Origin of the sequence: Pelagicoccus sp. SDUM812003 (assembly GCF_031127815.1) — a bacterium.
Taxonomy (GTDB): domain Bacteria; phylum Verrucomicrobiota; class Verrucomicrobiia; order Opitutales; family Opitutaceae; genus Pelagicoccus.
In genome coordinates, this window is the sequence record NZ_JARXHY010000009.1 from 132,891 (window position 1) to 158,346 (window position 25,456).

Annotated in this window: 19 protein-coding genes; 7 read left to right on the forward strand and 12 right to left on the reverse strand. The window is 60.1% G+C overall.

The features are described 5' to 3' along the window. Positions 1-60: 60 nt before the first annotated feature. The gene (locus QEH54_RS13715; protein ID WP_309019259.1) at positions 61-2,040 is read right to left on the reverse strand and encodes a glycoside hydrolase family 97 protein; all 1,980 of its coding nucleotides are present in this window, start codon (positions 2,038-2,040) and stop codon (positions 61-63) included. A gap of 242 nt (positions 2,041-2,282) precedes the next feature. On the opposite strand from QEH54_RS13715, the gene QEH54_RS13720 reads away from it, so the two are divergent. Then, a complete protein-coding gene (locus QEH54_RS13720) occupies positions 2,283-3,218 on the forward strand; it encodes a 50S ribosomal protein L11 methyltransferase (RefSeq protein ID WP_309019260.1) in 936 nt (311 codons plus the stop codon). Positions 3,219-3,345: 127 nt separating this feature from the next. Continuing rightward, positions 3,346-3,654 (forward strand): hypothetical protein, encoded by a 309-nt coding sequence (locus QEH54_RS13725; RefSeq protein WP_309019261.1) that lies wholly within the window; start codon positions 3,346-3,348, stop codon positions 3,652-3,654. Between the two features lie 134 nt (positions 3,655-3,788). On the opposite strand, the gene QEH54_RS13730 is transcribed toward QEH54_RS13725, so the two are convergent. From QEH54_RS13730 to gltB, 3 genes are all read right to left on the reverse strand, one after another. Continuing rightward, on the reverse strand, positions 3,789-4,358 hold the full coding sequence (locus tag QEH54_RS13730) for an acetate uptake transporter (RefSeq protein WP_309019262.1): 570 nt from the start codon (positions 4,356-4,358) through the stop codon (positions 3,789-3,791). Positions 4,359-4,959: 601 nt separating this feature from the next. Further along, a complete protein-coding gene (locus QEH54_RS13735; RefSeq protein ID WP_309019263.1) occupies positions 4,960-6,450 on the reverse strand; it encodes a glutamate synthase subunit beta in 1,491 nt (496 codons plus the stop codon). Positions 6,451-6,475: 25 nt separating this feature from the next. After that, positions 6,476-11,071 (reverse strand): glutamate synthase large subunit, encoded by a 4,596-nt coding sequence (gene gltB, locus QEH54_RS13740; protein ID WP_309019264.1) that lies wholly within the window; start codon positions 11,069-11,071, stop codon positions 6,476-6,478. Positions 11,072-11,300: 229 nt separating this feature from the next. On the opposite strand from gltB, the gene QEH54_RS13745 reads away from it, so the two are divergent. Next, a complete protein-coding gene (locus QEH54_RS13745; protein ID WP_309019265.1) occupies positions 11,301-11,507 on the forward strand; it encodes a hypothetical protein in 207 nt (68 codons plus the stop codon). Positions 11,508-11,911: 404 nt separating this feature from the next. On the opposite strand, the gene QEH54_RS13750 is transcribed toward QEH54_RS13745, so the two are convergent. Beyond that, complete coding sequence (locus QEH54_RS13750) at positions 11,912-12,319, reverse strand: Dabb family protein (RefSeq protein WP_345785659.1); 408 nt, start codon at positions 12,317-12,319, stop codon at positions 11,912-11,914. An 88-nt stretch (positions 12,320-12,407) separates the two neighbouring features. Here QEH54_RS13750 and QEH54_RS13755 point away from each other — a divergent pair, with 88 nt between their 5' ends. Continuing rightward, positions 12,408-13,127 carry an SDR family NAD(P)-dependent oxidoreductase gene (locus QEH54_RS13755; RefSeq protein WP_309019267.1) on the forward strand — a complete coding sequence of 240 codons (720 nt, stop codon included), beginning with the start codon at positions 12,408-12,410 and terminating at the stop codon, positions 13,125-13,127. 90 nt (positions 13,128-13,217) lie between these two features. Then, a complete protein-coding gene (locus QEH54_RS13760; protein WP_309019268.1) occupies positions 13,218-14,654 on the forward strand; it encodes a nitronate monooxygenase in 1,437 nt (478 codons plus the stop codon). An 85-nt stretch (positions 14,655-14,739) separates the two neighbouring features. Here QEH54_RS13760 and QEH54_RS13765 read toward each other — a convergent pair whose 3' ends face one another. The 3 genes from QEH54_RS13765 to QEH54_RS13775 form a co-directional block, all read right to left on the reverse strand. After that, the gene (locus tag QEH54_RS13765) at positions 14,740-16,134 is read right to left on the reverse strand and encodes an MATE family efflux transporter (protein ID WP_309019269.1); all 1,395 of its coding nucleotides are present in this window, start codon (positions 16,132-16,134) and stop codon (positions 14,740-14,742) included. A 302-nt stretch (positions 16,135-16,436) separates the two neighbouring features. Continuing rightward, positions 16,437-16,751 (reverse strand): DUF3817 domain-containing protein, encoded by a 315-nt coding sequence (locus QEH54_RS13770; RefSeq protein WP_309019270.1) that lies wholly within the window; start codon positions 16,749-16,751, stop codon positions 16,437-16,439. 59 nt (positions 16,752-16,810) lie between these two features. Then, positions 16,811-17,941 carry a methyl-accepting chemotaxis protein gene (locus tag QEH54_RS13775; protein ID WP_309019271.1) on the reverse strand — a complete coding sequence of 377 codons (1,131 nt, stop codon included), beginning with the start codon at positions 17,939-17,941 and terminating at the stop codon, positions 16,811-16,813. 302 nt (positions 17,942-18,243) lie between these two features. Here QEH54_RS13775 and QEH54_RS13780 point away from each other — a divergent pair, with 302 nt between their 5' ends. Beyond that, positions 18,244-19,485 carry a methyl-accepting chemotaxis protein gene (locus QEH54_RS13780; protein WP_309019272.1) on the forward strand — a complete coding sequence of 414 codons (1,242 nt, stop codon included), beginning with the start codon at positions 18,244-18,246 and terminating at the stop codon, positions 19,483-19,485. 147 nt (positions 19,486-19,632) lie between these two features. On the opposite strand, the gene QEH54_RS13785 is transcribed toward QEH54_RS13780, so the two are convergent. From QEH54_RS13785 to QEH54_RS13800, 4 genes are all read right to left on the reverse strand, one after another. Next, on the reverse strand, positions 19,633-20,013 hold the full coding sequence (locus QEH54_RS13785) for a cupin domain-containing protein (protein ID WP_309019273.1): 381 nt from the start codon (positions 20,011-20,013) through the stop codon (positions 19,633-19,635). 131 nt (positions 20,014-20,144) lie between these two features. Continuing rightward, the gene (locus QEH54_RS13790) at positions 20,145-21,329 is read right to left on the reverse strand and encodes a methyl-accepting chemotaxis protein (protein ID WP_309019274.1); all 1,185 of its coding nucleotides are present in this window, start codon (positions 21,327-21,329) and stop codon (positions 20,145-20,147) included. A 205-nt stretch (positions 21,330-21,534) separates the two neighbouring features. Beyond that, entirely contained in the window at positions 21,535-22,959 is a 1,425-nt protein-coding gene (locus QEH54_RS13795) for a methyl-accepting chemotaxis protein (RefSeq protein WP_309019275.1), read from the reverse strand. Between the two features lie 13 nt (positions 22,960-22,972). Further along, positions 22,973-23,581: a hypothetical protein gene (locus QEH54_RS13800; protein WP_309019276.1), complete on the reverse strand. Its 609-nt coding sequence runs from the start codon at positions 23,579-23,581 to the stop codon at positions 22,973-22,975. A gap of 314 nt (positions 23,582-23,895) precedes the next feature. On the opposite strand from QEH54_RS13800, the gene QEH54_RS13805 reads away from it, so the two are divergent. Continuing rightward, entirely contained in the window at positions 23,896-25,404 is a 1,509-nt protein-coding gene (locus tag QEH54_RS13805; protein WP_309019277.1) for a hypothetical protein, read from the forward strand. Positions 25,405-25,456: the final 52 nt, after the last annotated feature.

A 25,456-nucleotide genomic window follows, 5' to 3' on the forward strand; every position in this document is an offset into this window, starting at 1 on the left:
ACGGGCCGCAGCCTAGCGCGAGCACGCGGAACAATCAACCCCCCATCGACCTGAGCCCGACTAAGGCAAAGGCTCGATTCGAGCCGCCCAGCCTCCGCCACCAGCCAGCGAGGCCTTCACCACTTCGCCGGCCTGCACGGTCAGCGTTTCCTTCACGTAATCCGAGGCCACCCGGTTGGCATTGAGCCCGTCCCGAAAAACCACCATGCGATAATCCCCCGGCTCCAGAAAATCGAGCGGGAGGCTCAGATCGCGAGGTTCCCAGTTGGTCATCGCCGCCACGAACCAAGCGTCGCCCCTGCGACGAGCGAGGGCCGCGTATTCGCCGACCTCGCCTGCCAAGGCGACCGTGTCATCGAAATGGGTCGGGATCGAAGCGATGAAGTCGGTGCACTTCTGCTCTTGCCGGTAGGCGGAGGGACTGTCGGAATACATCTGCAGCGGAGACTCGTACATGATGTACATGGCCAGCTGGTGGACGCGCGTACCCTTGCTCATGGGAGCGTTGTTGATGGGAGCGAACTTGTCCTGGGTCACATTGGTCATGGCTCCAGGAGTGTAGTCCATGGGCCCGGCCATCATGCGGATGAACGGGATGCTCACCGCATAGCGCGGGGCGTCCTCGTCAGCCCATTTCACGTTCTCCAGGCCTTTCACCCCTTCGTAGCCGACCACGTTGGGATAGGTGCGCTGCAGGCCGGTGGGGGCGAAGACGCCATGGTAGTCGACCAGCAAGCGATGCTCCGCCGCCTTGGCCGCGATCTCGTAGGTGGAGGCCACCGCCACTTGGTCGTCGCGATCGATGAAGTCGATCTTCAAACCGGCCACTCCCATCTTTTCGTAAAGCGGGAAAACCGTCTCCATGCTTTCCGTCACCGCGAACCAGGACGCCCAGACGATGACGCCCACTCCGCGCTGCTTGCCATAGTCGATGAGCTCCGGCAGGTCCACCTCGGGCGAATAATCGGTCAGGTCGTTCTTATCGGTCCAACCCCAGTCGATGATTATGTACGGGGCGTTGTTTTCCGCGGCGAAATCGATGTAGTGCTTGTAGGTACGGGTGTTCTGACCGGAAACGAAATCGACGCCCCACAGGTTGTAGTCGTTCCACCAATCCCAGGACACCAGGCCGGTCCTGATCCATGAGGTGTCCTCGATGCGGGACGGCGAGGCCAGCTTCTGCACGATGTCGATGTCGAGCAGCTCCTTGTCCTGCTCGCTCACCACCACCACCCGCCAAGGAAAGCTGCGGCTCCCGGAGGTCTTGGCGATGTAGTCGGCCCGCTTCGTGGGGATGACGTTCATCTCCTCGTAGCCGCCCTTTTTCGTTTCCAGAGGATAGCGAGCGAAGACGCCGCTCAACCCCATCCCGGTGTCGTTGAGATCCAAATACATGCCAGGGTAGTCCTCCAAGTCCGCTTCCAGGATCACCGCCTTCTTGCCTTGGCCCACATCGACCAGCATGGGCGTCATGGCGTAGGAGCCCTCCTTCCATTCCGACAGCGGCGTTTCATCGTAGAGCGCCTCGAAAGAGGAGTTGAAAATCTCGCCGCCCCGGTAGTCCCACATGTAGGGGATGAACGCAGGGTGATCCGAAGTGAAATTGAAACGCGCCTCCTCGTCCTTCACCACGATTTCACCATCGCGATCGGTCACGAACCGATAGGCCACCGCTTCATCGTAAACCCGAAACTCCAGGGCGAAGTCGCCTTCGAACTGCAAGGTCAACATCTGGTAGCGGTCAGGCACCACCGCTCGGGTGTAGTTCAGGGTCTCGAAGCGAGTATCGACCTCGTCCCTCAAAGCGGAGGCGAGCTTGGGCGCCTGGCCCAAGACCTCTCCGCCGCCCAGTCGCATCGCAATGCTGGACGGAGCGATGATCGTCTGCCTGTCGTGCTTCAAGGACCAGCGGATCTCGTCGGCCACCTCGACCTGCAACCGCAGCTGCCCGTCAGGCGACGACGCCTCGAAGGGCGAGGAATGATCTAACGCTAAAGCAGTGGAGCTCAAACCGAGCAGGGCAAGCAGTGTGGACTTCATAGGGATAAGGGGGATAGGGGTTCGAAGCGGGCTTGGAAGGAACGGCCGATTGGCATCCTTTCAACAGCCGCGACCTTGAGAGGCAATTCCCCGCATGGCCACACCAAAAAGGCAGGGCTCGAGCGCCGGGCGAGCGGCGCAAGCCCGTTCCGAGAAGCGAAGCGACGCCCGCTTCGCCGCCGCCCAATCGATTCCCCCATCTTTGAAGTTGCCCTGCCGCCAACAACAGTGCACCCGTTCGCATGGACTTCTATTTCGAGTGCTACAGCGAGCTTTCGCTGCAACGTTTCATGGTCTCCGACAAGCCGCGTACCGACGCCTTCGCCGAAGCCATCAAAGAGGTTGTGAAAGGCGGCGAACGCGTGCTGGACATCGGCACCGGGACCGGCTTGCTAGCCATGCTGGCCGCCAAAGCGGGAGCTTCCTCCGTCTACGCGCTCGATCATTCCGACATCGCCAAGGTCGCCAAGGTGGTGGTGGAAAACAACCACCTCGAGGACAAGGTGGAGGTCATCCAAGGGCACGCTTCCGAATTCCAACTCTCCGAGCCCGTGGATCTGATCGTGAGCGAATGGCTAGGCCACTTCGCCTTCGTGGAATCCATGCTGGACGACGTCATCGACTGCCGCGACCAAAACCTCAGCCCCGAGGGCTCCATGCTGCCTTCAGGAGTGGAAGTTCTGCTGGCCCCCATCGACTCGCCTTTGCTCTACGACGACGAAGGCCCCGGCCAATGGATTCCACCAGTGCATGGCATCGATTTCTCCTGCTTGGAGGAGCTGGAGGTCAAACAGGCCATCGCCATCAAGACCACCGTAGCGCCCTACGATCTACTGGCCCCAGGGCAGCCCATCATCTCCGTCGACCTGAAAACCGCCACCAAGGACCATCCCTACCAGGCGGGCGAGGTCTCCTTCACCATGCAACGCGACGGGCGCCTTGACGGCTTCGCGGGCTGGTTCGTGGCCCAGCTTTCCCCTTCGGTGAAATTGGATACCGGACCCGACGCCCCTACCACCCACTGGCAGCAGAGCTTCCTCGCCATCGAACCCTTCGACGTAGCGGAGGGGCAAGTCATCACCGTGCGCTACTACCTCTCCAAACATCCCGCCGACCGCCGCAGCGTCGAGCTGAAGCTCAGCGTCGAAGAGCAGTCCTACAACTACACCATCGGCTAGTCGCAACGTCCCGTGAGCGCCGGCGCCGCATCCAGGGCGAAGAGCATTCTTCTGAGTTGAAAACTGAGGAAAATTGCCTAGAGTGGTCGTATCCTTCAACTCAGATAATTGCCTAACCCACACAAGTATGGATGCCAAAACTCGCGCGATTGTCGCGTACCTCACGATCATCGGCTGGGTGATCGCCCTGATTCAGAACAATCCTAAAGACAAACTTGCTTCCTTCCACCTCCGCCAGATGCTCGGCATCATGCTCCTGGGCCTCGCGTCGGTCGTGATCACCTCGATCCCGCTATTCGGCTGGCTCGTCGGCCTGGTCGGCTATTTCGCCGCATTCATCCTTTGGATCATCGGCTTCATCAACGCCATCAACGGCGAGCAAAAGCCCGTGCCCGGCGCTGGCATCTACTTCCAGGACTGGTTTAAAAACCTCTAGGACGCCACCGGCACCTTTTCTTGAAACACCCCGCCTTCTCGGAGGCGGGGTTCTTTCGTATCCAAATCCCTAGAGCTGCGTTGAACGGCGGGGGGCCGACCCGCCTTTTCCTATCAAGCGATTCGGAGTCATTCCTACTTCAGCCAAGGCTTGCCGAGCGGCAGCACCACGCGACCGAAAACCTGGGTGTAGATGGCGCTGGCCATCATGTAGAGAGCCCCGAAGGCGCAAAACATTAGCTCGTAGCCGGCCACCACCGTCAGGTGAGGATAGCCGAAGTGAGCCAGATCCAGCAGGATAAAACCGATCAGCAGCAAGACAAAGGTCAAGGCCATGGCCGTACTGATGCGCATCGCGGGGATCAGCATGATCACCGTATAGAGGGTGAAGCTCACCAGAAACCAGCCCACGTCCTCTCCATCCGATGGATACACGTCGTACTTGTTGCAGATCAGGATCAGCGCGAAGGCCATCCAGAACGCTCCATAGGCCACGAAAGCGCTGTAGCCGAAATTGTTGCCGCACTTGAACTCCTGAAAACCCGCGATGAACTGAGCGAGCCCGCCGAACAGTATCGCCAAAGCGAATACCGGTCCGATCTCGCACCAGCCCACGTTGTGAAATTGCAGGAGCAATGTTGTGATGCCAAACCCGGCCAGTCCTACCACCGCCGGATTTCCTTGTTGCTTCGTTTCCTCTGACATTGTCGTAATGCGTTTTCCATCCCCAATCAGGGTGGAAGCTGGAAACGCATAGACCCAAGGAAGCGACGCGCAATGCGGACCTACGTATCCGCAAATTTATTACAATTCGAAATGAGCCGTATAAGCGACGAAGCTTCTGGTGGGGCGTGACCGCCGGGCACGCCGCAAGCCCCGTGAGCGCCAAGGCGAAACAGACGCCATCATCGGTCCTGGAAGAGCGGCGGGCCGAGGCCGTACCACCCTACCTCGCGAAACCGAAGCTCCGTTCCACACGACGCCCAGCTAGAGACGGCGCAAGCGCCGTCTCACTTCTTTTTGCGGGCGTCGTCTATCTAAGCGCGTTCGCGCTTGCCGAAATACGGACAACGGCTCCAGTTGGGCCCATAGTCCGTGCGGACCTTGCATCGGTGGGTTGAATCGCAACCCTCGATCGTGCAAGGGGTTTTGAGACCGGTACGGTCATCTTCGTAGAACGCAGCCGAAAGTCTCACGCAACTTTCGATCACACTGCATTGGCGACTGATTCTAGTCTGCTTTATCATCTTTGTTTTGGTTGAAAAAATCTCCGTACCACTTTCGTGAATACGGAGATAAAAATTCATCACAAGGGAAGGTAGCTGACACCCATCAGGTATTTATCAACCGCTCGAGCGGCACCCCTTCCTTCGTTGATGGCCCATACGATGAGACTCTGTCCGCGGCGGGCGTCGCCGGCGGCGAAGACCCCATCCACGCTGGTGGCGTACTTGCCGTACTCCGCCTTCACATTGGAGCGAGGATCGGTCTCCACGCCGAGCTGCTCGATCACCGGTTTCTCCGGACCGAGGAAGCCCATAGCCAGCAGAGCGAGATCCGCTTCGACGATCTTCTCCGAACCCGGAACTTCAGCCGGGATGAACTGGCCTTCGGGATTCTTCTTCCACTCGACGTTCACGGTGCGCAAGGCCTTGAGCTTGCCCTGGTCGTCACCGATAAATTCCTTGGTCATGACCAGGTACTGGCGAGGATCTTCGCCTTGCTTGGCGATGGCTTCCTCCTGTCCGTAGTCCACCTTGAGCACGCGCGGATACTGCGGCCATGGGTTGCCCGGAGCTCGGTCTCCGCTTGGCTGAGGCATGATTTCCAGCTGGATCACGCTTTCGCATTCGTGACGCAGCGATGTACCCACACAGTCAGTACCGGTGTCGCCGCCGCCGATGACCACGACCTTCTTGCCCTTGGCGGAGATGTAGTTTCCGTCCGCATGTTTGCTGTCGAGCAGGCTCTTGGTGTTGGCTCCGAGAAACTCCATGGCGTAGTGCACGCCTTCGAGCTCGCGGCCGGGGATCTCCAAATTGCGCGGCTTGGTAGCGCCGGTGCAGATGACCACCGCATCGTAGTCGTCCTTCAGGCGAGAGGCGGTGATGTCCTTTCCGATCTCCACATTGCAGCGGAACTCGATGCCGGAGTCCTCCATCAGCTTGATGCGACGCAGCACCACTTCCTTCTGCAGCTTCATGTTCGGGATGCCGTACATGAGCAGTCCACCCGGACGATCGGCGCGCTCGTAGACCACCACCTCGTGACCGGCTGTATTCATCTGGTCAGCACAGGCCAAGCCTGCCGGGCCCGAGCCCACCACCGCCACCTTCTTTCCGGTGCGTTTGGCAGGAGGCGTCGGAGTGACCCAGCCTTCGGCGAAACCGCGATCGATGATGGAGACTTCGTGGTGCTTGATGGTGACCGGCTTCTGGTTGATGCCGAGCACGCAAGAGCCTTCGCAAGGGGCCGGACAAACGCGTCCCGTGAATTCCGGGAAGTTGTTGGTCTTGAGCAAGCGACCCAAAGCGTCCTTCCAACGTCCCTTGTACACCAAGTGGTTCCACTCGGGGATGAGGTTGTTGACGGGACAGCCGGCGATGCCGGTGAAGTTGGCCGAATCGCCTGCGTGGCAGAACGGCACGCCGCAGTCCATGCAGCGAGAGGCCTGAGCCTTGATCTCGCTCTCGGGCATTTCCTCGTGCACCTCGTTCCAATCGCCCAGACGGAGGATCGGATCGCGATCCTTGGCGTTGTCTCTATCTACTTCTAAAAATCCGGTAGGTTTTCCCATGGTCCTGAATGATTCTTGGTTTGGGTTATGCCAAGGTGGCGAGGTGCATATCGAAGGCTTTCACCGCGATATCGTATTCGTCTTTATATTCGTTGCTGGAGCGAACCTTGTCCATGTAGCCGAGCATGCGCTCGTAGTCGACCGGCATCACACGCACGAACTTGCCGAGCATGTTGTCCCAATCGCTAAGGATTTCTTCCGCCACATCTGAGCCGGTCTGCGCCTTGTGCTTTTCGATCAAGCCCTTCAGCTCTGCGACTTCCTCTTCGATTTCCACCGCGCCGAGCTTGACCATTTCCATGTTGCACTTGGCCGGGAAGCTGCCGTCGCGGTCCAGCACGTAGGCGATGCCGCCCGACATGCCTGCCGCGAAGTTGCGACCGGTTTCGCCGAGGATCACGGCGCGACCGCCGGTCATGTATTCGCAACCGTGATCGCCGATGCCTTCCACCACGGCCTTGACGCCGGAGTTTCTCACGCAGAAACGTTCGCCCGCCATGCCGCGGATGTAGGCTTCGCCCGCCGTGGCGCCGAAGAAGGCCACGTTGCCGATGATGACGTTTTCGCGAGCGCTGAACTTGGCTTCCTTGTCGGGATAAACCACCAGCGTTCCACCCGAGAGGCCCTTGCCAAAGTAGTCATTGGAATCGCCTTCGAGCTCGAAGCGAACGCCCTTCGCAGTGAAGACGCCAAAGCTCTGGCCCGCGGAGCCCTTGAACTTCACGTTGATGGTGCCATCCGGCAAACCGTCGCCCTTGTAGATCTTTGAAATCTCGTTGGAAAGCATGGCCCCAACCGCGCGGTCCGTATTCACAATCGGATACGAAAGCTCGACGCGTTCGCAATCCGCCAGAGCGGCCGCCGCATCCTTGATGAGCTTGCGGTCCACGATATCGTGGATGAGGTGCTTTTGCTCGATGGTGCAGCAGAGGCTGTCGCCCTCGACCGGGTTTTCGCGGTGGAGAATGGGGGACAGGTCCACGCCCTTGTACTTCCAGTGATCGATATCGTCACGGAACTCGAGGCACTGGCTCTGGCCGACCATCTCGTCGATGGTGCGGAAGCCGAGCTCCGCCATGATCTCGCGAAGGCCTTCCGCCATGAAGGTGAAGAAGTTGACCACGTGCTCGACCTTGCCGCGGTAGCGCTTGCGCAGCTCCCGGTTCTGAGTGGCGACGCCGACCGGGCACGTATTCAGGTGACACTTACGCATCATGATACAGCCTTCGACGATGAGCGCTGCGGTAGCGCAACCCCATTCCTCAGCGCCGAGCAGCGTAGCGATGGCCAAGTCGCGTGGCGTCTTGAGCTGTCCGTCGGTCTGCACCGTGATACGGCTGCGGAGGCGATTGCGAACCAGCGTCTGGTGCGTTTCCGCAAGACCGAGCTCCCAGGGAAGACCGGCGTGCTTGATGGAGCTCAGCGGCGAGGCTCCGGTGCCTCCATCGTATCCAGCGATCAATACAACGTCCGCGTAGCCCTTGCAGACGCCAGCGGCGATGGTGCCGACGCCGGCTTCGGAAACGAGCTTCACATTGACGCGAGCCTCCCTGTTGGCGTTCTTCAAGTCGTAGATCAGCTGGGCCAAATCCTCGATCGAGTAGATATCGTGGTGAGGTGGAGGCGAGATGAGTCCCACGCCCGGAGTCGAGCCACGGGTCTTACCGATCCAAGCGTCGACCTTGTGACCCGGCAGCTGTCCGCCTTCACCGGGCTTGGCGCCTTGAGCCATCTTGATCTGCAATTCGTCCGCGTTGGCCAGGTAGTAGGAGTTGACGCCGAAGCGACCGGATGCGACCTGCTTGATGCGGGACAGCATGGAGTCGCCGTTTTCGTCCGGAGTGAAACGGATCGGGTCTTCGCCGCCTTCACCACTGTTGCTCTTGCCGCCAATGCGATTCATGGCGATGGCGAGCGTGGTGTGGGCTTCCCAAGAAATGGAGCCGAAGGACATGGCGCCGGTGGCGAAGCGCTTGAAGATGTTTTCCGCAGGTTCGACCTCTTCGATCGGGATGCTCTTGCGGTCGGACTTGAACTTCATCAGTCCGCGCAGCGTGAAGGCTTCGCGACTCTGGTCGTCCACGTTGCGAGCGTATTCACGGAACTGATCCACGTTGTTGGTGGCAGTGGAATGCTGCAGCAGACGGATGGTGGTCGGATTGAAGAGGTGACGCTCCCCGTCCTTGCGCCAAGCGTAGTTGCCGCCGGAATCGAGCTCGGGATTCTCCACCAAGTCCGCGTCGTCCTTAAAGCCTGCGCGGTGCTTGGCAATGGCTTCCTTGGCGATCTCGTCGAGGCCGATTCCTTCGATGCGGCTAACGGTGCCGGCGAAGTACTTGTCGATGACCTTCTTGCTGATGCCGAGGGCTTCGAAGATCTGAGCGCCCTGGTAGGACTGCAAGGTGGAGATGCCCATCTTGGAGAAGATCTTCAAGAGGCCGCTGTTCACCGCCTTGGTGAAACGCTTGAGCAAGGTGGCGTCGTCGAAGCTGGCGTCGATCACGCCGCGGTCGCGCAGATCCTGCAGCGACTCGATGGCGAGGTAGGGATTAACTGCAGCCGCGCCGTAGCCGACCAACGTGGCCACGTGGTGCGTTTCCCAAACGTCGCCCGCTTCCACTACGATTTCCGCATCGGCGCGAAGGCCTTCGCGAATCAGGTAGTGGTGGACCGCCGCGGTGGCGAGCAGCGAGGGCACCGGCGCGTGGTCGCTGTCGATGTTGCGGTGAGAGAGAATGATGATCTGGAAGCCTTCCGCCGCCGCGTCCTTGGCGTCTCGGCAGATGCGCTCGAGGGCGCGCTCCAGAGCGCCTTCCTTGCCGTTGACCGGGAAGGTGCAATCGATGCTGCGCGCCTGGAAGTGGTCCACGTCGATGTGCTTGATCTTCAGCAGGTCCTCGCTGGAGAGAACCGGCTGGCGAATCTCGATCTTGTGGCAGTGGCGCGGCGTTTCATCGAGCAGATTCAAGGAACCGCCGATGTAGCTCTGCAGCGACATGACCATCTCCTCGCGGATCGGGTCGATCGGCGGGTTAGTCACCTGAGCGAAGAGCTGCTTGAAGTAGTTGGAAAGGTGCTGCGGCTTGTCCGACAGCACTGCCAGCGGGTTGTCGGCGCCCATGGAACCGAGCGGCTCCTTGGCGGTGCCGACCATGCCAGCGAGGATGAGATTGAGATCCTCTTCGGTGTAGCCGAAGGCCTTCTGGCGGTTGATCAGCTTGTAGTTGCTTTTTGGAACAACGCTGGACTCGGGAATCGGAAGCTCGTCGAGGGCGATCTTGTAGTCCTTGAGCCATTCGCCGTAGGGCTGGCTGGAGCTGACTTCGCGCTTCACCTCCTCGTCCGAAATGATGCGTCCCTGGGCCAGATCCGCGATGAAGATCTTGCCTGGCTGCAAACGGCCCTTCTTGACCACCTTGGCAGGATCGACCTTCAAGCTGCCGGTTTCGGAGCCCATGACCAGCATGTCGTCGTCAGTCACGAGGAAGCGAGACGGGCGCAGGCCGTTGCGGTCGAGAGTGGCGCCGATGACATTGCCATCGGTGAAGGAAATCGATGCCGGGCCATCCCACGGCTCCATGATGCAGGAGTGGTACTCGTAGAAGGCGCGCTTGATTGGGTCCATGTCTTCCTGGGTCTGCCAGGCTTCGGGGATCACCATCATCATCACGTGGGCCAGCGGACGGCCGCTGAGCACCAGCAGCTCGATCACCATGTCAAGATTCGAGGAGTCCGACATGTGGCGGTCGCAGATCGGGTGCAGCATCTTGAGCTCTTCCTTGCTGAAGTTGGAGCTCTCCAGCAGCACCTCGCGGGCCCGCATCCAGTTGATGTTGCCGCGTACGGTGTTGATTTCACCGTTGTGCGAAAGGTAGCGGAACGGCTGGGCCAAGCGCCAGGCTGGGAAGGTGTTGGTGGAGAAGCGAGAGTGGAACATCGCCAAAGCGGAAACCACCTTCTCGTTCTGCAAATCCAGGTAGTACTCGCGCACCTGCGCCGTGGTGAACTGGCCCTTGTAGGTGATGGTGCGAGAGGACATGGAAATGATGTAGAACTCGTCGCCCACCCCGCTCACCGTGTCGCGAGCCATGTGGATAGCGTAGTTGCGAGCCACATACAGCTTGCGCTCGAATTCCTGATTGGTCAGCTCCTCGGGCTTGCCGATGAAGACCTGCTCGATCTTCGGCTCGGTATCGAGGGAGGACTGGCCGAGAGTGGAGTTGTCCTTGGGAACCTCGCGGTAGCAGATCAGCGAAAGTCCGAGCTTTTCCAAGTTGCGATTCAGCAAGGCGCGACACTCCTCGCGCTGGCTTTCGTCAGCCGGGAAAAACACCATGCCCACGCCGTAGGCGCCCGCTTCAGGAAGACGAATGTCGCGCTTGGTGAGCTCCTCGACGAAGAACTCGTGCGGAATCTGGATGAGCAGACCGGCGCCATCGCCACAGCACACGTCGTAGCCCGTGCCGCCGCGGTGCTCCATATTGGTCAGCATGACCAGCGCGTTCTCGATAATCTCGTGGCTCTTGCGGCCCTTCAAATTTGCCACAAATCCGATGCCACAGCTATCGTGCTCCATCTCTGGGCAGTAGAGCCCTTTCACATTCTCGCGATCGCTGATCATAAGCTTAAAGTGTATTCTGTTCCTTAATCGGTTCTCTATCCGTGGGTTAGATAGCGTTTCTGTTTGGTGTATTAGCTGAGGTTAGCGGGGTTATGAATAAAATTTATTAATCCTTAACCAGATTTAGTATTAGTACCGCTAACCTCGCAAGTGAATTTTCATCAGCAAGAGCGCTGGAAGAAGCGCTGCTGCGTCACCATTGAAGCTCGGCTGCGGAGACAGGAATCCCATGGGAAAGGTTCTTTCCGAAATGGGAGCACACAGTCGACGCGACCGAGAAACGGTCAAGAAAGCCCGCTTCTCTGCACAATCAAAACAGTCTCGGCAACCTGAAAAAGCGCCTTTTGCCGCTGCAAGCTGGTCATTTTTCCCTGATTTCGCCCTAAATGTCGCCTATTCCCGCTTTTCCCCAGAGCGCCTCGCTGAGGTTCGTTAGATTTCCTAATAGATCTACGGCAAGGACTTACCGCTAAAACCGTCTCCGACTGGAGGGGCCGAAACGGGGACTCCGAACGAGCGGCGTAAATCGAAAGCTATTTTTTATATAGTTGCGCGCGAATTGCTAAATCCGTCCCCTCCTCCGCCTCAAGGGAATGAAAAAAGCCGTCCGTTTCCGGAACTCGATTTGCTTCGCCCCTGCCTTCCCCGCAGTCGACCGAGAAGCGAGTCGCTCCAACCGCCTCCGAAAAACGGATTCCACAATCCAATCGGCCGAGAAAGCCTAGCCCCCTCTACCCGGGACGTCTCGCCCCTCAACCGTCCCAAGCGCAACGCGACCGGAACCCGGCGAGCAATGCCTTATTGATCAAACAGATACGCAATTCGCTCTACCAAAAACGATCACACCGATATTGCGTCGTAGACCACAACCCTTTCCCAAAGATGGGAATACTTCTCAACGAAGACCTTATGGATCGGGTGAACCTGATACGCGTCCTGCTGTTCGGCCGACTCGAAGTAAAGAATCTCCGACACGGAAAAGCTGTTGTCGACCACATCACGCTTCTCGGTGCTGGCTGGCACGCCGATGTGAATGCCCTTCACTTCGGGAATATCCTTCAGGCTCCTCAGTCCGGCGATGAGCAAGTCTCGATCCTCCATCGAATCAGGCCGTTTCAGCCAAAAGAAAACGTGATGAACAAGTGGATACCGATCGGTGAAGGCTTGAGGGGCCGCGGCCCCAATTCCCCCTAAAGCAGCCACCGAAGCGGCGCTGGCGATGAAGCGTCTTCTATTCTGGGTCTTCATAGGCATAGTGAAAAAAGACTAGCAGATTTCGCCCTGCCGCCAACCTTCAAACGCCACAAGAGCACTCTTTCGAACAACCAGCCTACCCATGCCTCAAACCGCCATCATCGTGGGAGCTAGCTCCGGCATCGGAGAAGCCCTCGCCCGACAACTCGATAGAAACAACTGGCGCGTCATCGCCACGGGCCGTCGAGTCGAACGCCTCGAACACATCTCTCGCGACTGCTCATCGCGCTTCACCTGTCGATCCATGGACGTGCGACGCATCGAGCCTACTCTCCATCTGATTGACGAGCTTTTCCTCAACTTCGCTCCCATCGACCTCGTGATAATAAACAGCGGTGTCGGCTCCACAAATCCCGAGCTGCTCCGGACGAGCGACGAGGAGATGATCGACACCAACGCTCGCTCCTTCGCTCTCATCGCCGCTCACGTCAACAAGCATTTTCTCGCCCAAGGGCGCGGGCACCTCGTTGGCAATACCTCCATCGCTGGCCTTCGCGGCGGCCCAGCCGTCGCCTATGCTGCAAGTAAAGCCTTCGCCTCCAACTACCTCGAAGGCCTCCGCCTCCGGTCGATCGCTGACAAGAACGGCATCCACGTCACCGATATTCGTCCTGGATTCGTGGATACCGAAATGATCGACAAGTCGAAAGCCTTCTGGGTCGCCTCGCCAGAAAAGGCCGCCCGACAGATCCTCAGGGCCATTGCCCGGCGAAAAGGCGTCGCCTACATCACTCGTCGCTGGGCGCTCATCGCCTTTCTGCTTAAAACGCTGCCGGCAGGGGCGCTGGCTCGCCTGCGGTGAGGCCTGAACCCTAGGGATCAGACCGAAATGATGACAAATCTGTCTCTAATTCCATTGAAATACTCCCGCGAGCGCTCACTGTGCCTCGCTATGACTACTTTTTTCTCTCGCAACGCTCTGCCCGCGCTCATCCAAGGCGGCATGGGCATCGCGATCTCCAACTGGCGTCTGGCCCGCTCCGTGGCTCGCCGCGGCCACCTAGGCGTGGTTTCCGGCACCGCCATCGATCGCGTCGTTGCCTGCCGTCTCCAGGAGGGCGATCAGGATGGGCTCGTACGCCAGGCCTTCGACGCCTTCCCCAATCGAGAAATGGCAGACCGCGTCTACGCTCGCTGGCACCGTCCCGAAGGCTTGCCCGAAGCAGGAGCTTACCGCCCGGTTCCGATGTTCAGCGCCGATCCTCCCGCCCATCTGCTGGAGCTTGCGGTGATCGCCTCCTTCACCGAAGTCTGGCTGGCCAAGCGCTCCGCGAGCGGACCGGTCGGCATCAATCTTCTGGAAAAGATCCAGGCTCCCACCCTGCCGCTTCTCTACGGAGCCTTGCTAGCAGGAGTCGACTACGTGCTCATGGGCGCCGGCATTCCTCGAGACATCCCCTCTCACCTCGACGCGCTTTCCCAGCATCAGCCCTGCTCCTTGAAACTGAAGGTTGAGGGCGGCGAAGACGAATCGATCCCCTTCGACCCGAGCCAGTTCGCTTGCCAAGACACTCCCATCCTCCGCCCGAAGTTCCTCGCCATCGTCAGCTCCCACGTTCTGGCCATGTCCCTCGCTCGCTCCGGCGGCGTGGACGGCTTCGTGGTTGAGGGCCCTACCGCCGGCGGACACAACGCCGGTCCACGCGGCTGGTCGCCCGCCGCCAACGACGAGCCAGTCTACGGGCCCAAGGACGCGGTGAGTCTCGAGCGCATCAAAGCCCTCGGCTTGCCGTTTTGGCTCGCTGGCGGACAAGAGGAGCCGGATGCCCTGCAAAGGGCTCGCGAGCTCGGAGCGGCCGGCATCCAGGTGGGCACCGCTTTCGCTTTCTGCTCCGACTCCGGCATGGATCCACGCGTGCGCCTCAAAGCCCTGGCCGCCACGATCTCCGGACAGATCAAAACCCTCACCGAAGGCCGCGGATCGCCCACTGGATTTCCCTTCAAGGTCCTGCCCCTTCCCGGCACCGAGGGCGGTCGGGCCGCAGCGGAACGCATTCGCCAAAGCTGCTTGCACGGCTACCTGCGCAGCGCCTTTCGCAAGGCGGACGGCACTCTCGGCTGGCGCTGTCCCTCCGAGCCCGAGGAACTCTACGTGGCCAAAGGCGGCAAAGCCGAGGACTGTCCCGATCGACGCTGCCTCTGCAACGGCTTGCTGGCCACCGCCGGCTTCCCCCACAAGCTCAAGGAAGGCGGCACCGAGCTGGCCCTCGTCACCACTGGACTGATGGAAAACTTGAAACGCTTCCTCGCCCACGCCGAAGACTACGACGCCAACGCGGTGATCGACTACTTCTGCGGGGCCGAGGCCAAGCTACCGGCCACCGTCTAAAAATACGATTTATATCCCCAAAACAAAGGCGTCGCGCAAGCGGCGCCTTTTGTTTTTTCCACCTTCGAAAGCCGCCAAGCCACCCCTAGCTGACGGCCGGACAACTCGCAACGGCCTCGTCATCGCCCTTGATCAGATTTCGTATCCATTTCTTGGATCCGAAGCGCCAAACGCACAAGAAGACCTTCACGAACTCCTCCGAGTTGATGGCGAGGAAAACCATGTACAGCGGCAGCTTCCAAACGAAGGCCGCCAAATAGGTGAGCACGATGCCCACCGCCCATTGGCAAAAGATGTCGAGACCGAGACAAAACCGCGCATCGCCGCCGCTGCGCAACAACCCCACGATCACCGTCACGTTGATGGAGCGAAATCCGCTCACGAACGCCAGGGCCGACAAGACCTGCAGAGCCTCGCTCAACGTCTCCTCTTCGATGGCCGGATAGAAGCTCAAGATCAAACCGCGACTGCTCCAAATCAACGCGCAGGAAAACACGGCGCACATCATCGACCAGACCAGGAAGGCCTTGCCCTCGCTCCATGCCGCGGAGTAATCCTCCGCTCCCAATCGATGTCCAGTGATGACCGACGCCGCGGTGGCGATGCCGACATAGAGAGCGACGATGATCGACTCGATGGGCGTGATCATCGAGAGCACCGCCAACTGACTCGTGCCCATGCGCCCTACCAGTATGTTATATATCAATACGCCCATCGACCAGACCACGCCATTGACAGCCAGCGGCAGGCTCACCCTCGCCACCTTGCGCCACAATCCGCTTTGCAAACCGAGCTTCAGATCGCTCCAACGACAGGCCAGCGGATTCTTCCTCAAATAGACGAAAGCGATCAGACAGGCCGCCTCCAGCAGAGAACTGATCAGCGTCGCGTAAGCCGCCCCATCGAGGCCGAGAGCGGGAAAACCGCCATGGCCGAAAATCAGCAAGTAGTTCAATAGGACGTTCGACCCAACGCCGATCACGCTCAAGCGCATGCTGATCTTCGCCTGCCCAATGCTGCGCAAGGCCACCGAAAACACAGTGCCCAAGATCAGCGGCAGCGACATCAAGCCCGCAATGCGCAGGTAGGAGCCGCCTAGGGCGATCACTTCCGCGTCCTTGCTCGCCAAGCCCACCATCGCCTCCGGCAAACCGAAGCACAAAGCGATAAACAGCAGCGCGAAGGGCAGACCGAGCAGCAGCGAGATCGCGGTGGAGCGACGGGCTCCCTCCCGACTCTTGGCCCCCCAATGCTGGCTCACGATCACCCCGCCTCCGCTGGCGATGCCAAAAAGCGCCAGATTCATCACGAAGATGATGCGACCGGAAAACCCGACCGCCGCCACCTCGCTGACACCGAGATGGGACGTCATCATGATATCCGCAAGCGAGCGCGACGAAAACATCAGCGTCTGCAAGCACACCGGTATGGCCGTCGCCAGCAAACGCCGAACAAACGCCGGCTCAAAACTCAGTTTCACACTTTCCCAGATCATCCTTAACCGTTCCCTTCCAAACCCCGGTCCGCGACGCGCAGTTTCCAAATCAACCCCGCGAACCCATACGCGCCGAACCACGAGACCGCGGCGACATGGCCCGCAATCTCGCCACAAAAAAAGAAGCCAGACCGAATGCGGACGAGCAAAGCCAGCGGCAAGTCTTTTTGCGGGGAGAGATCGCTCCCATGTAAGAGCGCTCCATGCCGCACAAGCCTACAACGCTGCAGGCTTGTGCGGCATGCGGGCGGCTTTCGTCCTATAGACGACCGACCTTTCTCAGCCGCTTACGCCTCGGCGCGAAGCTTTCCGCGAAGCTGCCGCTCCACCAGAAACGGGGCTATCGGAAGCAGCGAGGCGACGAAATAAAGCGCTCCGCGGGTGAGCGGCCACTTGAAGCGCAGCATAGCGTCGACCAGCAATGCCGCGTAGGCGATGAACAGAATCCCGTGGGCCCAGCCGACGTACTTCACCGCATCCGGCCAGCCGGCCAAGTACTTCAGCGGCATGGCGATGCCGAGCAATACCACGTACGAAACTCCCTCCCAAAACGCGACCTTGCAGAAGCGCTCCAGCCTTTCCCTGTCCTTGGCGTTGTTCATTGGCTCCCGACTCAAAGAGCTGAGCGCCGGAAATCAAGCCAGACCGGATCCGGAGACGGCTATTCGCCGGCCAGCAAGGAGCTGAAGTTCACATCCGCCGCCAGCACCCCCTCGAAGGCGCCGTCCGCCCCGAGGATGGCCCGCGAGACCGTGAAGCAAAAGCTGTCGGTCGCCACGGAGCGATAGATGTCCGACACCGCAGTTGCCTCCCCCCGCCCGTCGCAGGCTCGGCGAAACCAATCGCGACGCGTCCAATCCTTGCCGATCGCTTCCCGCTCCGGCTTGGAGCCGTCGTTTCGTACGTTCGCCGTCTGCTGCACCCCAGAAGCGTCCGTCATGTACATCAGCTCGAAGATGGGAAACTGGTTAACCAGTTCCGCCAGCCTCCGCTCTCGACTGCTCGCGGTGCCGAGACGGATTTCACGATCGCTGGCGATCTGGTCGAAAATGCGAGTGGCTTTCCGATGGGCCTGGATGCGAAAGGTTCCCACCGACAGCAGCAGGTGCTCGCAAAGCTCCCTCACCGCCGAGCCGGACTCCGCCACCCGCATGGCCGAAGCGGAATGCTGCTCCGCGATGGCGGCGATGGAGCCCACCTTGTCGCCAAGAGCCAATATGCTGGCAGAAGACCCGTCACCCCGCTGCGTCGCGTCCAATCCGGCGGCCAGCACCGCCTTCTGAATACAGGATTCGATGGAGGTCACCTTATCTCCCACGCTGGCCGTAGCGCTGGAGGTCCGGCCGGCCAAACTCTCCACCTCCACCGCCACCGCTTCGAAGGCCCGACCAGACTTTCCCGCGTTAGCCGCTTCGATGCCGGCATTGATCGCCAGAATCTTGCTTTGATTGGCCAGCCGTTTGATGGAGTCCACGATCTCGCCAATGCTGCTGGACGAGAGCTTGAGCCCTTCCATGGCCTGTTCGAGCTCCTTGGCCATCTTCTGGGCGTCGTTGGCAATGCGCGTGGCATCCTCCGCCTGACGTTCCGCGCCCGCCGCCATCTCGCTGGCCAGGTCCGCCAGATCAGGAGCCAACTTGGAGAGGGCGATCGACGCCCGGGCGATGTCGGATATGCGACGTTCCTGCAACTCACCGGAAGCCGAAGGCCTGGCCTGGGCGCTCGGAGCCCGCGCCACCGGGCCTTCCTTTACAATCGATGACTTGCTTCTGCTTAACCTATTAAAAATCATAAAACGCTTCGGAGAGCATGGCATGTACCTCGCGCGGCTTTCGCGGGCCATTAGCAGCCTTTTTACAGATCGCCCCACCGATCGCTCAGATTGAATCAGATCGGCACGTTCGAGCGCCGTTCGCCAGCGGCGCAAGCTGCTCAAAAGCCTTCATCGTCATGCAGTTGTCTACGCGAGCTGCGCTCTCGTTTCTTCGAATGCGCCCATCGAAGTGATAGCCTGCTGCAGGCCCGCTAATACCTGCGGCTGTTCTTTGAACAACGGGGCGAACCGGGTTCCTTCACCCCAAACCCAAACAGCAAATGGAATCAGACAACTCTCGAACCATCGGCGGCGAGCGAAAGCTCAGACAGATCGTCAACGCCTCCATGCAAATCAGCGACGCCATGGCGTCGGTCTCTTTCGCCGCGGGCGACACCCGCGAAATCAACGAGCGCATCATGTCGATCACCGCCGCGGTCGAGCAATCCGCTTCCGCCATCGAGGAGATCGCCCAGACCACCGAACGGGCCAGCGCCTTCGCGGGCGAGTGCAAGTCGAACATGGGCGCGGCTCGGCGAGCGTTTCGAGAAACCGAGGAAGCGGTGGGCGAGGTGGCTACGCAGGCCGAGACTAGCCTCCAGCAATCCCTTGCCTTGGAGAAGGAATCCAAGGAGATCAGCGAAATCGTCGACATCATCGCAGGCATCGCCAACCAGACCAAGATGCTTGCCCTCAACGCCAACATCGAGGCCGCACGAGCCGGCGAAGCAGGACGAGGCTTCTCAGTGGTGGCGAGCGAGGTCAAAAACCTCTCTCTGGAAACTCAAGCCGCCACCGAACGCATCGGCCAGACCATCGACCGGATTCAGACCCAGCTGGGACGCATGGTCGCCCGCATGCAAACCACCCAGAAAAGCGCCCTGAAGGGGAAGGCGGCCTTGATCGAAGCGTCCGACATCATCGATGATTCGTGCGACAAGATGTCGGAAATCGCCAGCCAGGCCCAGACCACCGCCGCCAGCGTCACCGAGCAAAGCGCATCGCTCTCCGAAATCACCGAATCGGCGGCTGCCATATCCAGCCTGGCCGACAAGTCGATCGTCAACTCGGAAGCCGCGCTCGACTCGGTCAGCCAAACCGAAAGCATCGTGGAAGAGCTGTTTCAGGAGCTGACCGACATCGATCAGGACCTGCTGGTCCTCTACCGAGCCCAGTCCGACCACTTCATCTGGAAAAAGCACCTGGCGGAGCTGCTGGCCGGCCGATCCGCTCTCAACAGCATGGAGCTGAAGGACTGCCACCAATGCCGACTGGGCAAATGGTACGACAAGGCGAAAGACGATCCGCGCTTCAGCGCCAATCCCGCCTTCAAAACCCTTTTCGATCCACACCACAAAGTGCACGAGCTCGGCCGCGTCGCCACCGAGCGCTACGCCCAGAGCAATCGACGCGGAGCCATCGAGGCGTATCTCGAGCTCGAAAAAGAGAGCCAAGAGGTGGTCCGTCTGCTCGACCAGCTCATTCAGGACACGAAACGATCCAGCTCGCTCGAGCGGTCCTGATTCCGCTTACCCCGCCTCGTACGTCCTGTGAAAGAAACGGAGGGGGTCGCTTTGGCGATCCCCTCTTAAACATTTGCCGAGACTCGTCGGGAAACGAAGCCCGGCTCCGCCTTCCTGTCGGCCTCCCGTACGCGCGAAACGCCGCCGCTAGCAACCAGGCTCCACGATCTCGATCACGTCCTGCTTATTGGGCACCATGCAGAGAAATTCGAAGCCCTTCTCCGCGTCCGCCTTGTAGGAATGCGGCACTCCAGCGGGGATGTAGACCACGTCGCCTTCGCTGATTTGGTAAACCGTTTCTCCGATCACCACCTCGGCGGATCCTTTCAGAATGTATTGCTCGTGCTCCACCGTGTTGGTGTGCAGAGGCATGCCTCCGCCGGGCTCCATCACAAAGCGTCGCAGGGCGAAATGCGGCGCTTGCTCGCTCGAAATCATCACCGAGCGGCAGGTTCCCGCTCCGGCTCCGACTTTTTCCAATGGAAAGCTCTCCGCTCTGCGGACCATCACCTCGTTCGTATCGCTCATGGCTACTCTACTTTCGCTGCTGTTGGAGGAAGCACCCACGGAGGGACTTCCGAAACGTTTCGCCATAGTCTCGCCATTCGAGGGCTGGGCACAATGCTAAAGCCAAGCTTCCCCGTCGTTCGCTTCCGGGATCAATCGACCTTCAACTCCGACCAGAGGTCGTCTGAGCTTCGGGCGCTGGCAAACGCATCCTCGCCCGCATCCCGACCCTTGGGCCTGGAGGAGCGATTCGACGCAGCCGCAGCAGCGGCCGTCTCTCCACCGCGAATCTGATCCGCTCCGATGAGATGGCGGAGCTCGTCCACCGTATCGGTGACCTGACCGAGCTTCTGGCGCAGGGCTCGCGTGGCGCTGGCGGTTTCCTCCGCCGCAGCGGCGTTGCTTTGCGTCACTTGGTCGATGTCGAAGACCGAACTGCGCAGCTGTCCGATGCCTTCGCTCTGCTGCATGCTGGCCTCCGCCACTTGCTCCGCGATGGAATCCACCTGGCGATTGATTTCGACGATGGCCCGCAAGCGCTTCATCACCGCTTCGGTCAGCTCCACGCCTTGCTGGGTCTTGGAAATGGCGTTTTCGATCTTCGCGGTAGTTTCGTTGGCAGCTTGGGCGCTGCGCTGGGCGAGGTTGCGCACCTCGTCCGCCACCACCGCGAACCCCGCTCCGGACTCGCCAGCCCGAGCCGCTTCCACCGCGGCGTTTAGAGCGAGAATGTTCGTCTGGAAAGCGATTTCGTCGATGGTCTTCACGATTTGTCCGATTTCGTCGCTGCTGGTCTTGATGCCGAGCATGGCCTCGGTCATCGCCTCCATTTCACGGGCCCCTTGGTCCGCGGCATCGCGGGCCTGCGAAGTGAGGCGATTTGCCTCCTGGGCGTGAGCGGTGTTTTTCTCGGTCATGGACGCCATCTCCTCCAGCGAGCTGCTGGTTTCCTCCAAGCTCGCCGCTTGCCGACTGGCCCCATCGGCGAGATTGGAACTGGAGTTGGCCAGCTGCTCGGATTCGCTGAGCAAGGAGCGGGAGGTGGCTCGGAGGGATTCCGTGATGCCCCCAAAAGTGGCGTTCAAGGTGCGAGCCACCAGGAAGAGGGCGACGAGCGAAAGGACGGTGCCCGCCCCGCCCAGAACGAGAACCGTCCAGTAGGCAGTGCCAAAGCTCGCGATGAGAGCCTGGCTGGCGGCGCTGGTCTGCTGCAGGTCCAGCACGCCTTGCTCGAGCTGGGTGAAGAAATATAGGGCGGTGAATGCCACCACTCCGGCGGCGCTCATGACGATGGCGAAACCGAGGGCGATCTTTGCTCGTGGGGTGAGTCGGGTCATGGTGTAAAACGGTCGTGGGTTGACGGAGTCCGAGCGTCGAGCGCTCCGGTTGAACCGAGAAGCTGAAAGCCAGCTCCCCCCTCACCTTCGTCTAGAAATCGAGCCCAATTGACCGCGGGCGACGAGGTTTAAACTTTGTTTACGCCTCGTCGCATGGCTCCGCGCCCGAGCCCTACCGGAGTCCCCGGAAGGGACACCCGCACGGCTAGTTCCAGCTCACCAAGTCCTCTTGGGAAAATCGCGAAAGGCCGCTCTGGTTGGAATCGGCTTTCGAGGAGCCGCCGGCGGACGGGCGCGAGGAAGCGGGCTGGCTCCCGCGCCGATTCGACAGCTCCTCCTGCCCGAGGATGCCGTCAATGCTGCGCAGAGCGTCGGCCAGACGCTGCGAGAGCTGGCGCAAGGATTGGGCGTCCTGCTCGTTTCGCTCCGCGTTCGCCGCGGAAGCCTGAGTGACGGCATCGATATCAGTCATGGCTCTAGCCACCTGTCCGAGGCCTTCGCTTTGCTCGCGCGAAGAAACGGTGATGTCTCCCACCAGCTGGTCCACTTGCTTCGAAATGTCGAAAATCTCTTCCAGCTGAGAAGCTACCGCTTCGCTGATCTCCACGCCGCGTCGGCTCCGGGTCACCGCATCGTCGATCTTGGATGCGGTTTCCTGTGCCGCCACCGCGCTGCGTTGAGCGAGATTTCTCACTTCGTCCGCCACCACGGCGAATCCTGCCCCAGCTTCCCCGGCCCGAGCCGCTTCCACCGCGGCGTTGAGAGCGAGGATGTTGGTCTGGAACGCGATCTCGTCGATGGTCTTGAGGATCTGAGCCACGCTGTCGCTCGAAGCGCGAATCTCTTGCATGGCGCGCGTCATGGTCGCGACTTGCTCGGCCCCCTTTTCCGCGATCTGGCGGGCGTTGGAGGAGAGTCGCTTGGCGTTTTCAGCGCTGTCGGCATTGCTCTGCGTGCTGGAGCTGATCTGCTCCAAAGAGGCGGACGTCTCTTCGATGGAAGCCGCCTGTCGACTGGCTCCGCCGGCGAGCTCGCGCGAGGAATCGCTCAGGCGTCCGGTCTGCTCGTCGACCGAAAAAGCAATCTCGCCAAGGTGCTCGGCTATCACCGCCTGCGCCTTCACAAAGCTGCGGTAGCGCTGGGAGATGTAATACGCCGGCAATCCCGTGACCACCACGAATGCGGCATGCAGGGCGACGATTCCCAAGCTCGCCTGGTAGTTAAACAGGCTCTCGGGGGCGATGAAGAAAAACGCCACGTGGTGGATGGCGGTGGTGGCAGCGGCCGCGATCACAGCGGAGCGCGACGCCAATGCGATGATCGCCGCCAAAGACGCGAAGACGTGAAAGTGCATTTCAATCATGCCACGTCCCAAATGGATGAACAGAGCGGAGAAGGAAGTGATGGCGATGCCGATCACCACGGTGGTCAGCAGCGATCCCGGCGCGAACTGCCGAGCCGCGACCGGACCCGCGACAATCAGCGCTCCCATGACCAGAGCAAGGCCCGCTCCCGTGCCAAAAAAGAGGGCTAGCCCGACCGCTACCGGAATGTGGCCGATCAAGGCCAACACCGCGATCTTCTGGGCCCGCACATCGAAGTTTCGTTCAAAATTGGTATCTAAGTTCATATCGTTTAAGCGCTTACAATTGCTTCAATCCAAAAGGGTCCAATCGGGTCCGCAGGCGATCGCTGGTGGGACAGCCATAGACCGGTCGCTCCGGCACCCAGCCGCCCGATCGCAGCGTACGCAGCGTGTCGACGTCGAGAAAACCGCTGGTGGGTCGGGCCATGCCATCGAAATAGGACCCGCTGTAGGCGACTTCGCCATCAGGTCGTAGAATCTGGAAAAACGGCACGCCCTCGGCCCCGTAGCCGGCGCAGAGCGCCTCGGCATCGCCACCGTTGGCCAGAAATCCCGCCTGGCGTAGGCCTTCGAGCGATCCGGGCCTCGCTTCCAGCAACAGCGTTTCCTCAGCGACGTCGCTCAAGGCGCCGCGCCGCTGCAAGTAATCCAACACGCTGCGCGAGCAGGCGCAGCTTTCGCCCAGCACATGCATGATTCTCCATCGCCCATCGAGAGACGAGGAAAGCGGCTGCTTGGCGATCGGCAAACTCGTCAAATGGGCCGCCGAAAAATAGCTCAATGGAATGGAGACCAAGACGATCCACACACCTAGGGCGAACCAAAGCCCCAAGCCTGACTTCGCTCCTTGCCGACGCGTTTTCCCTTTTCCATTCACTCCCATCATAATCGCAGGGAAAACGACTGCGCGCGGCCAGCTGGCGAGCGATTCGTCCCTTCCCAAATCCCAAGACAACATCGGTGAGGAACGATAAGGGTTTAGCGAATTGTTCGTAAAATCCCCCACTATGCTTAGACTCCGCCCTCCCCCGCTGCTTGGCCTTCCTCCAACGGCGATCAGGCGCCGCTAGAAGTAGTTCAACAAAGGGAAACCCATCGGGCTTGAACCTGTCCAAGCTCCTCGCGGGAATCCTGTTACGCAGCTAGCTCGTACTTCGTTCTCGTTCACTTGCTTCCACCCATTCCAACCCTAATCCGCCCATGCGCACGATCGACCGCTCCCTGCTGCTCGCTTCCACCTTCAGCGCCTCAGCTTTCGCCAATCCCGCTCTCACCATCTACAACGATGGTTTCGCCGTAGTGAGGGACTCCCTCGCCATCGACCTAGAACGCGGCGTCAGCACTGTCACCTACAGCGACGCCACCGCCCACCTGGAACCGCAATCCGTAGTGATCCGCGACCCGCAAGGGAGTTTCGACTTCACCGTGCTCGAACAGAACTACCGGGCCGATCCGCTCTCCCAGGCCTTGCTGCTCTCCCTCTTCGAAGGAAAGACCATCGAGTTCGAGCGATACCGAGACGACGAGACCGAAATCGTATCCGGAAAGATCATACGTAGCGGCTACATTCCCCACCAAAACGCCTACGGCCAGTACGGACAAGACTATCGAATTCGCCAGCAAGCCATCATGGGCCAAGGAGGCGGACAGCCCATCATCGAAGTCGACGGCAAGCTGCGCTTCGGCCTCCCCGGAGCGCCCATTTTTCCCTCGCTCGGAGACGACACCATTCTAAAGCCAACGCTTGAATGGAAGATCGAATCTCCTCGTAGTGGAAAATTGGATGCGCAGATCAGCTACATCACCCAAGGCATGGGCTGGATGGCCGACTACAACGTCATCGCTCCGGAGAACTCCGATACGGTCGACTTCGTCGGCTGGATCACCATGGACAACCAAACCGGACGGAGCTTCGAAAACGCCCAAATCAAGCTCATGGCGGGCGACGTGAACAAAGTCGCCAGCGACGGCTATGCGGGAGCCGTTATCGGCGAAATCGCCATGTCGAGAGAAGCCCGCTCGCAACCGGCGGTGGACCAAAAAAGCTTCGACGACTTCCACCTCTACACCCTCCAGCGCCCGACCACCCTGCGCGATCGCGAAACCAAGCAAGTGGAATTCATCCACGCCTCCGGCGTAAACGCCACGCGCGTCTACGTCTACGACGGAGCGTTCATCCCGATGAATCGCTACCACGGATGGAATCAGGAAAGCATCCGCCAGGACGAAGCCTACGGCACCGAGTCCAACCCAAAGGTCTGGATCATGCAGGAAATCGAAAACAGCGAGGAAAACGGCCTCGGCATTCCCTTGCCCAAGGGCAAGACCCGTTTCTATCGCCAAAACGAAGACGACGCGCAGCTGGAGTTCACCGGCGAAAACGTCATCGACCACACGCCGAAGAACGAGCTGCTGCGCATCAACACCGGCAACGCCTTCGACCTGGTTGGCGAGCGCACCCGCGTCCGCTACAACATCGATCATCGAGCCCACTGGGTGGAGGAAGCCTTCGCGATCGAACTCTCCAACCGCAAGGAAGAGCCAGTGACCATCCGCGTCGTGGAACACCTCTACCGCTGGAACAACTGGGAGATCCTCGAAAGCTCCCACCACTACGAAATCGTCGACTCCGACACCATCGCCTTCGAGGCGGAAACGCCAGCCGACGGCAAGACAACGCTCTCCTACGAAGTGAAGTACACCTGGTAGCAGCCGCCCTGGCTCGAGCTTCACTTCCCTACGAAGCGCAACAATCCTGCTT

Bases quoted from the DNA above. Each gene is read 5' to 3' on its own strand.
- QEH54_RS13800 (WP_309019276.1), bottom strand. From the start codon at position 23,581: ATGATGGGAGTGAATGGAAAAGGGAAAACGCGTCGGCAAGGAGCGAAG.
- QEH54_RS13720 (WP_309019260.1), top strand. From the start codon at position 2,283: ATGGACTTCTATTTCGAGTGCTACAGCGAGCTTTCGCTGCAACGTTTC.
- QEH54_RS13775 (WP_309019271.1), bottom strand. From the start codon at position 17,941: ATGATTTTTAATAGGTTAAGCAGAAGCAAGTCATCGATTGTAAAGGAA.
- QEH54_RS13750 (WP_345785659.1), bottom strand. From the start codon at position 12,319: ATGAAGACCCAGAATAGAAGACGCTTCATCGCCAGCGCCGCTTCGGTG.
- QEH54_RS13735 (WP_309019263.1), bottom strand. From the start codon at position 6,450: ATGGGAAAACCTACCGGATTTTTAGAAGTAGATAGAGACAACGCCAAG.
- QEH54_RS13805 (WP_309019277.1), top strand. From the start codon at position 23,896: ATGCGCACGATCGACCGCTCCCTGCTGCTCGCTTCCACCTTCAGCGCC.
- QEH54_RS13760 (WP_309019268.1), top strand. From the start codon at position 13,218: ATGACTACTTTTTTCTCTCGCAACGCTCTGCCCGCGCTCATCCAAGGC.
- QEH54_RS13715 (WP_309019259.1), bottom strand. From the start codon at position 2,040: ATGAAGTCCACACTGCTTGCCCTGCTCGGTTTGAGCTCCACTGCTTTA.
- gltB (WP_309019264.1), bottom strand. From the start codon at position 11,071: ATGATCAGCGATCGCGAGAATGTGAAAGGGCTCTACTGCCCAGAGATG.
- QEH54_RS13725 (WP_309019261.1), top strand. From the start codon at position 3,346: ATGGATGCCAAAACTCGCGCGATTGTCGCGTACCTCACGATCATCGGC.
- QEH54_RS13780 (WP_309019272.1), top strand. From the start codon at position 18,244: ATGGAATCAGACAACTCTCGAACCATCGGCGGCGAGCGAAAGCTCAGA.
- QEH54_RS13785 (WP_309019273.1), bottom strand. From the start codon at position 20,013: ATGAGCGATACGAACGAGGTGATGGTCCGCAGAGCGGAGAGCTTTCCA.
- QEH54_RS13795 (WP_309019275.1), bottom strand. From the start codon at position 22,959: ATGAACTTAGATACCAATTTTGAACGAAACTTCGATGTGCGGGCCCAG.
- QEH54_RS13730 (WP_309019262.1), bottom strand. From the start codon at position 4,358: ATGTCAGAGGAAACGAAGCAACAAGGAAATCCGGCGGTGGTAGGACTG.
- QEH54_RS13745 (WP_309019265.1), top strand. From the start codon at position 11,301: ATGGGAAAGGTTCTTTCCGAAATGGGAGCACACAGTCGACGCGACCGA.
- QEH54_RS13770 (WP_309019270.1), bottom strand. From the start codon at position 16,751: ATGAACAACGCCAAGGACAGGGAAAGGCTGGAGCGCTTCTGCAAGGTC.
- QEH54_RS13755 (WP_309019267.1), top strand. From the start codon at position 12,408: ATGCCTCAAACCGCCATCATCGTGGGAGCTAGCTCCGGCATCGGAGAA.
- QEH54_RS13790 (WP_309019274.1), bottom strand. From the start codon at position 21,329: ATGACCCGACTCACCCCACGAGCAAAGATCGCCCTCGGTTTCGCCATC.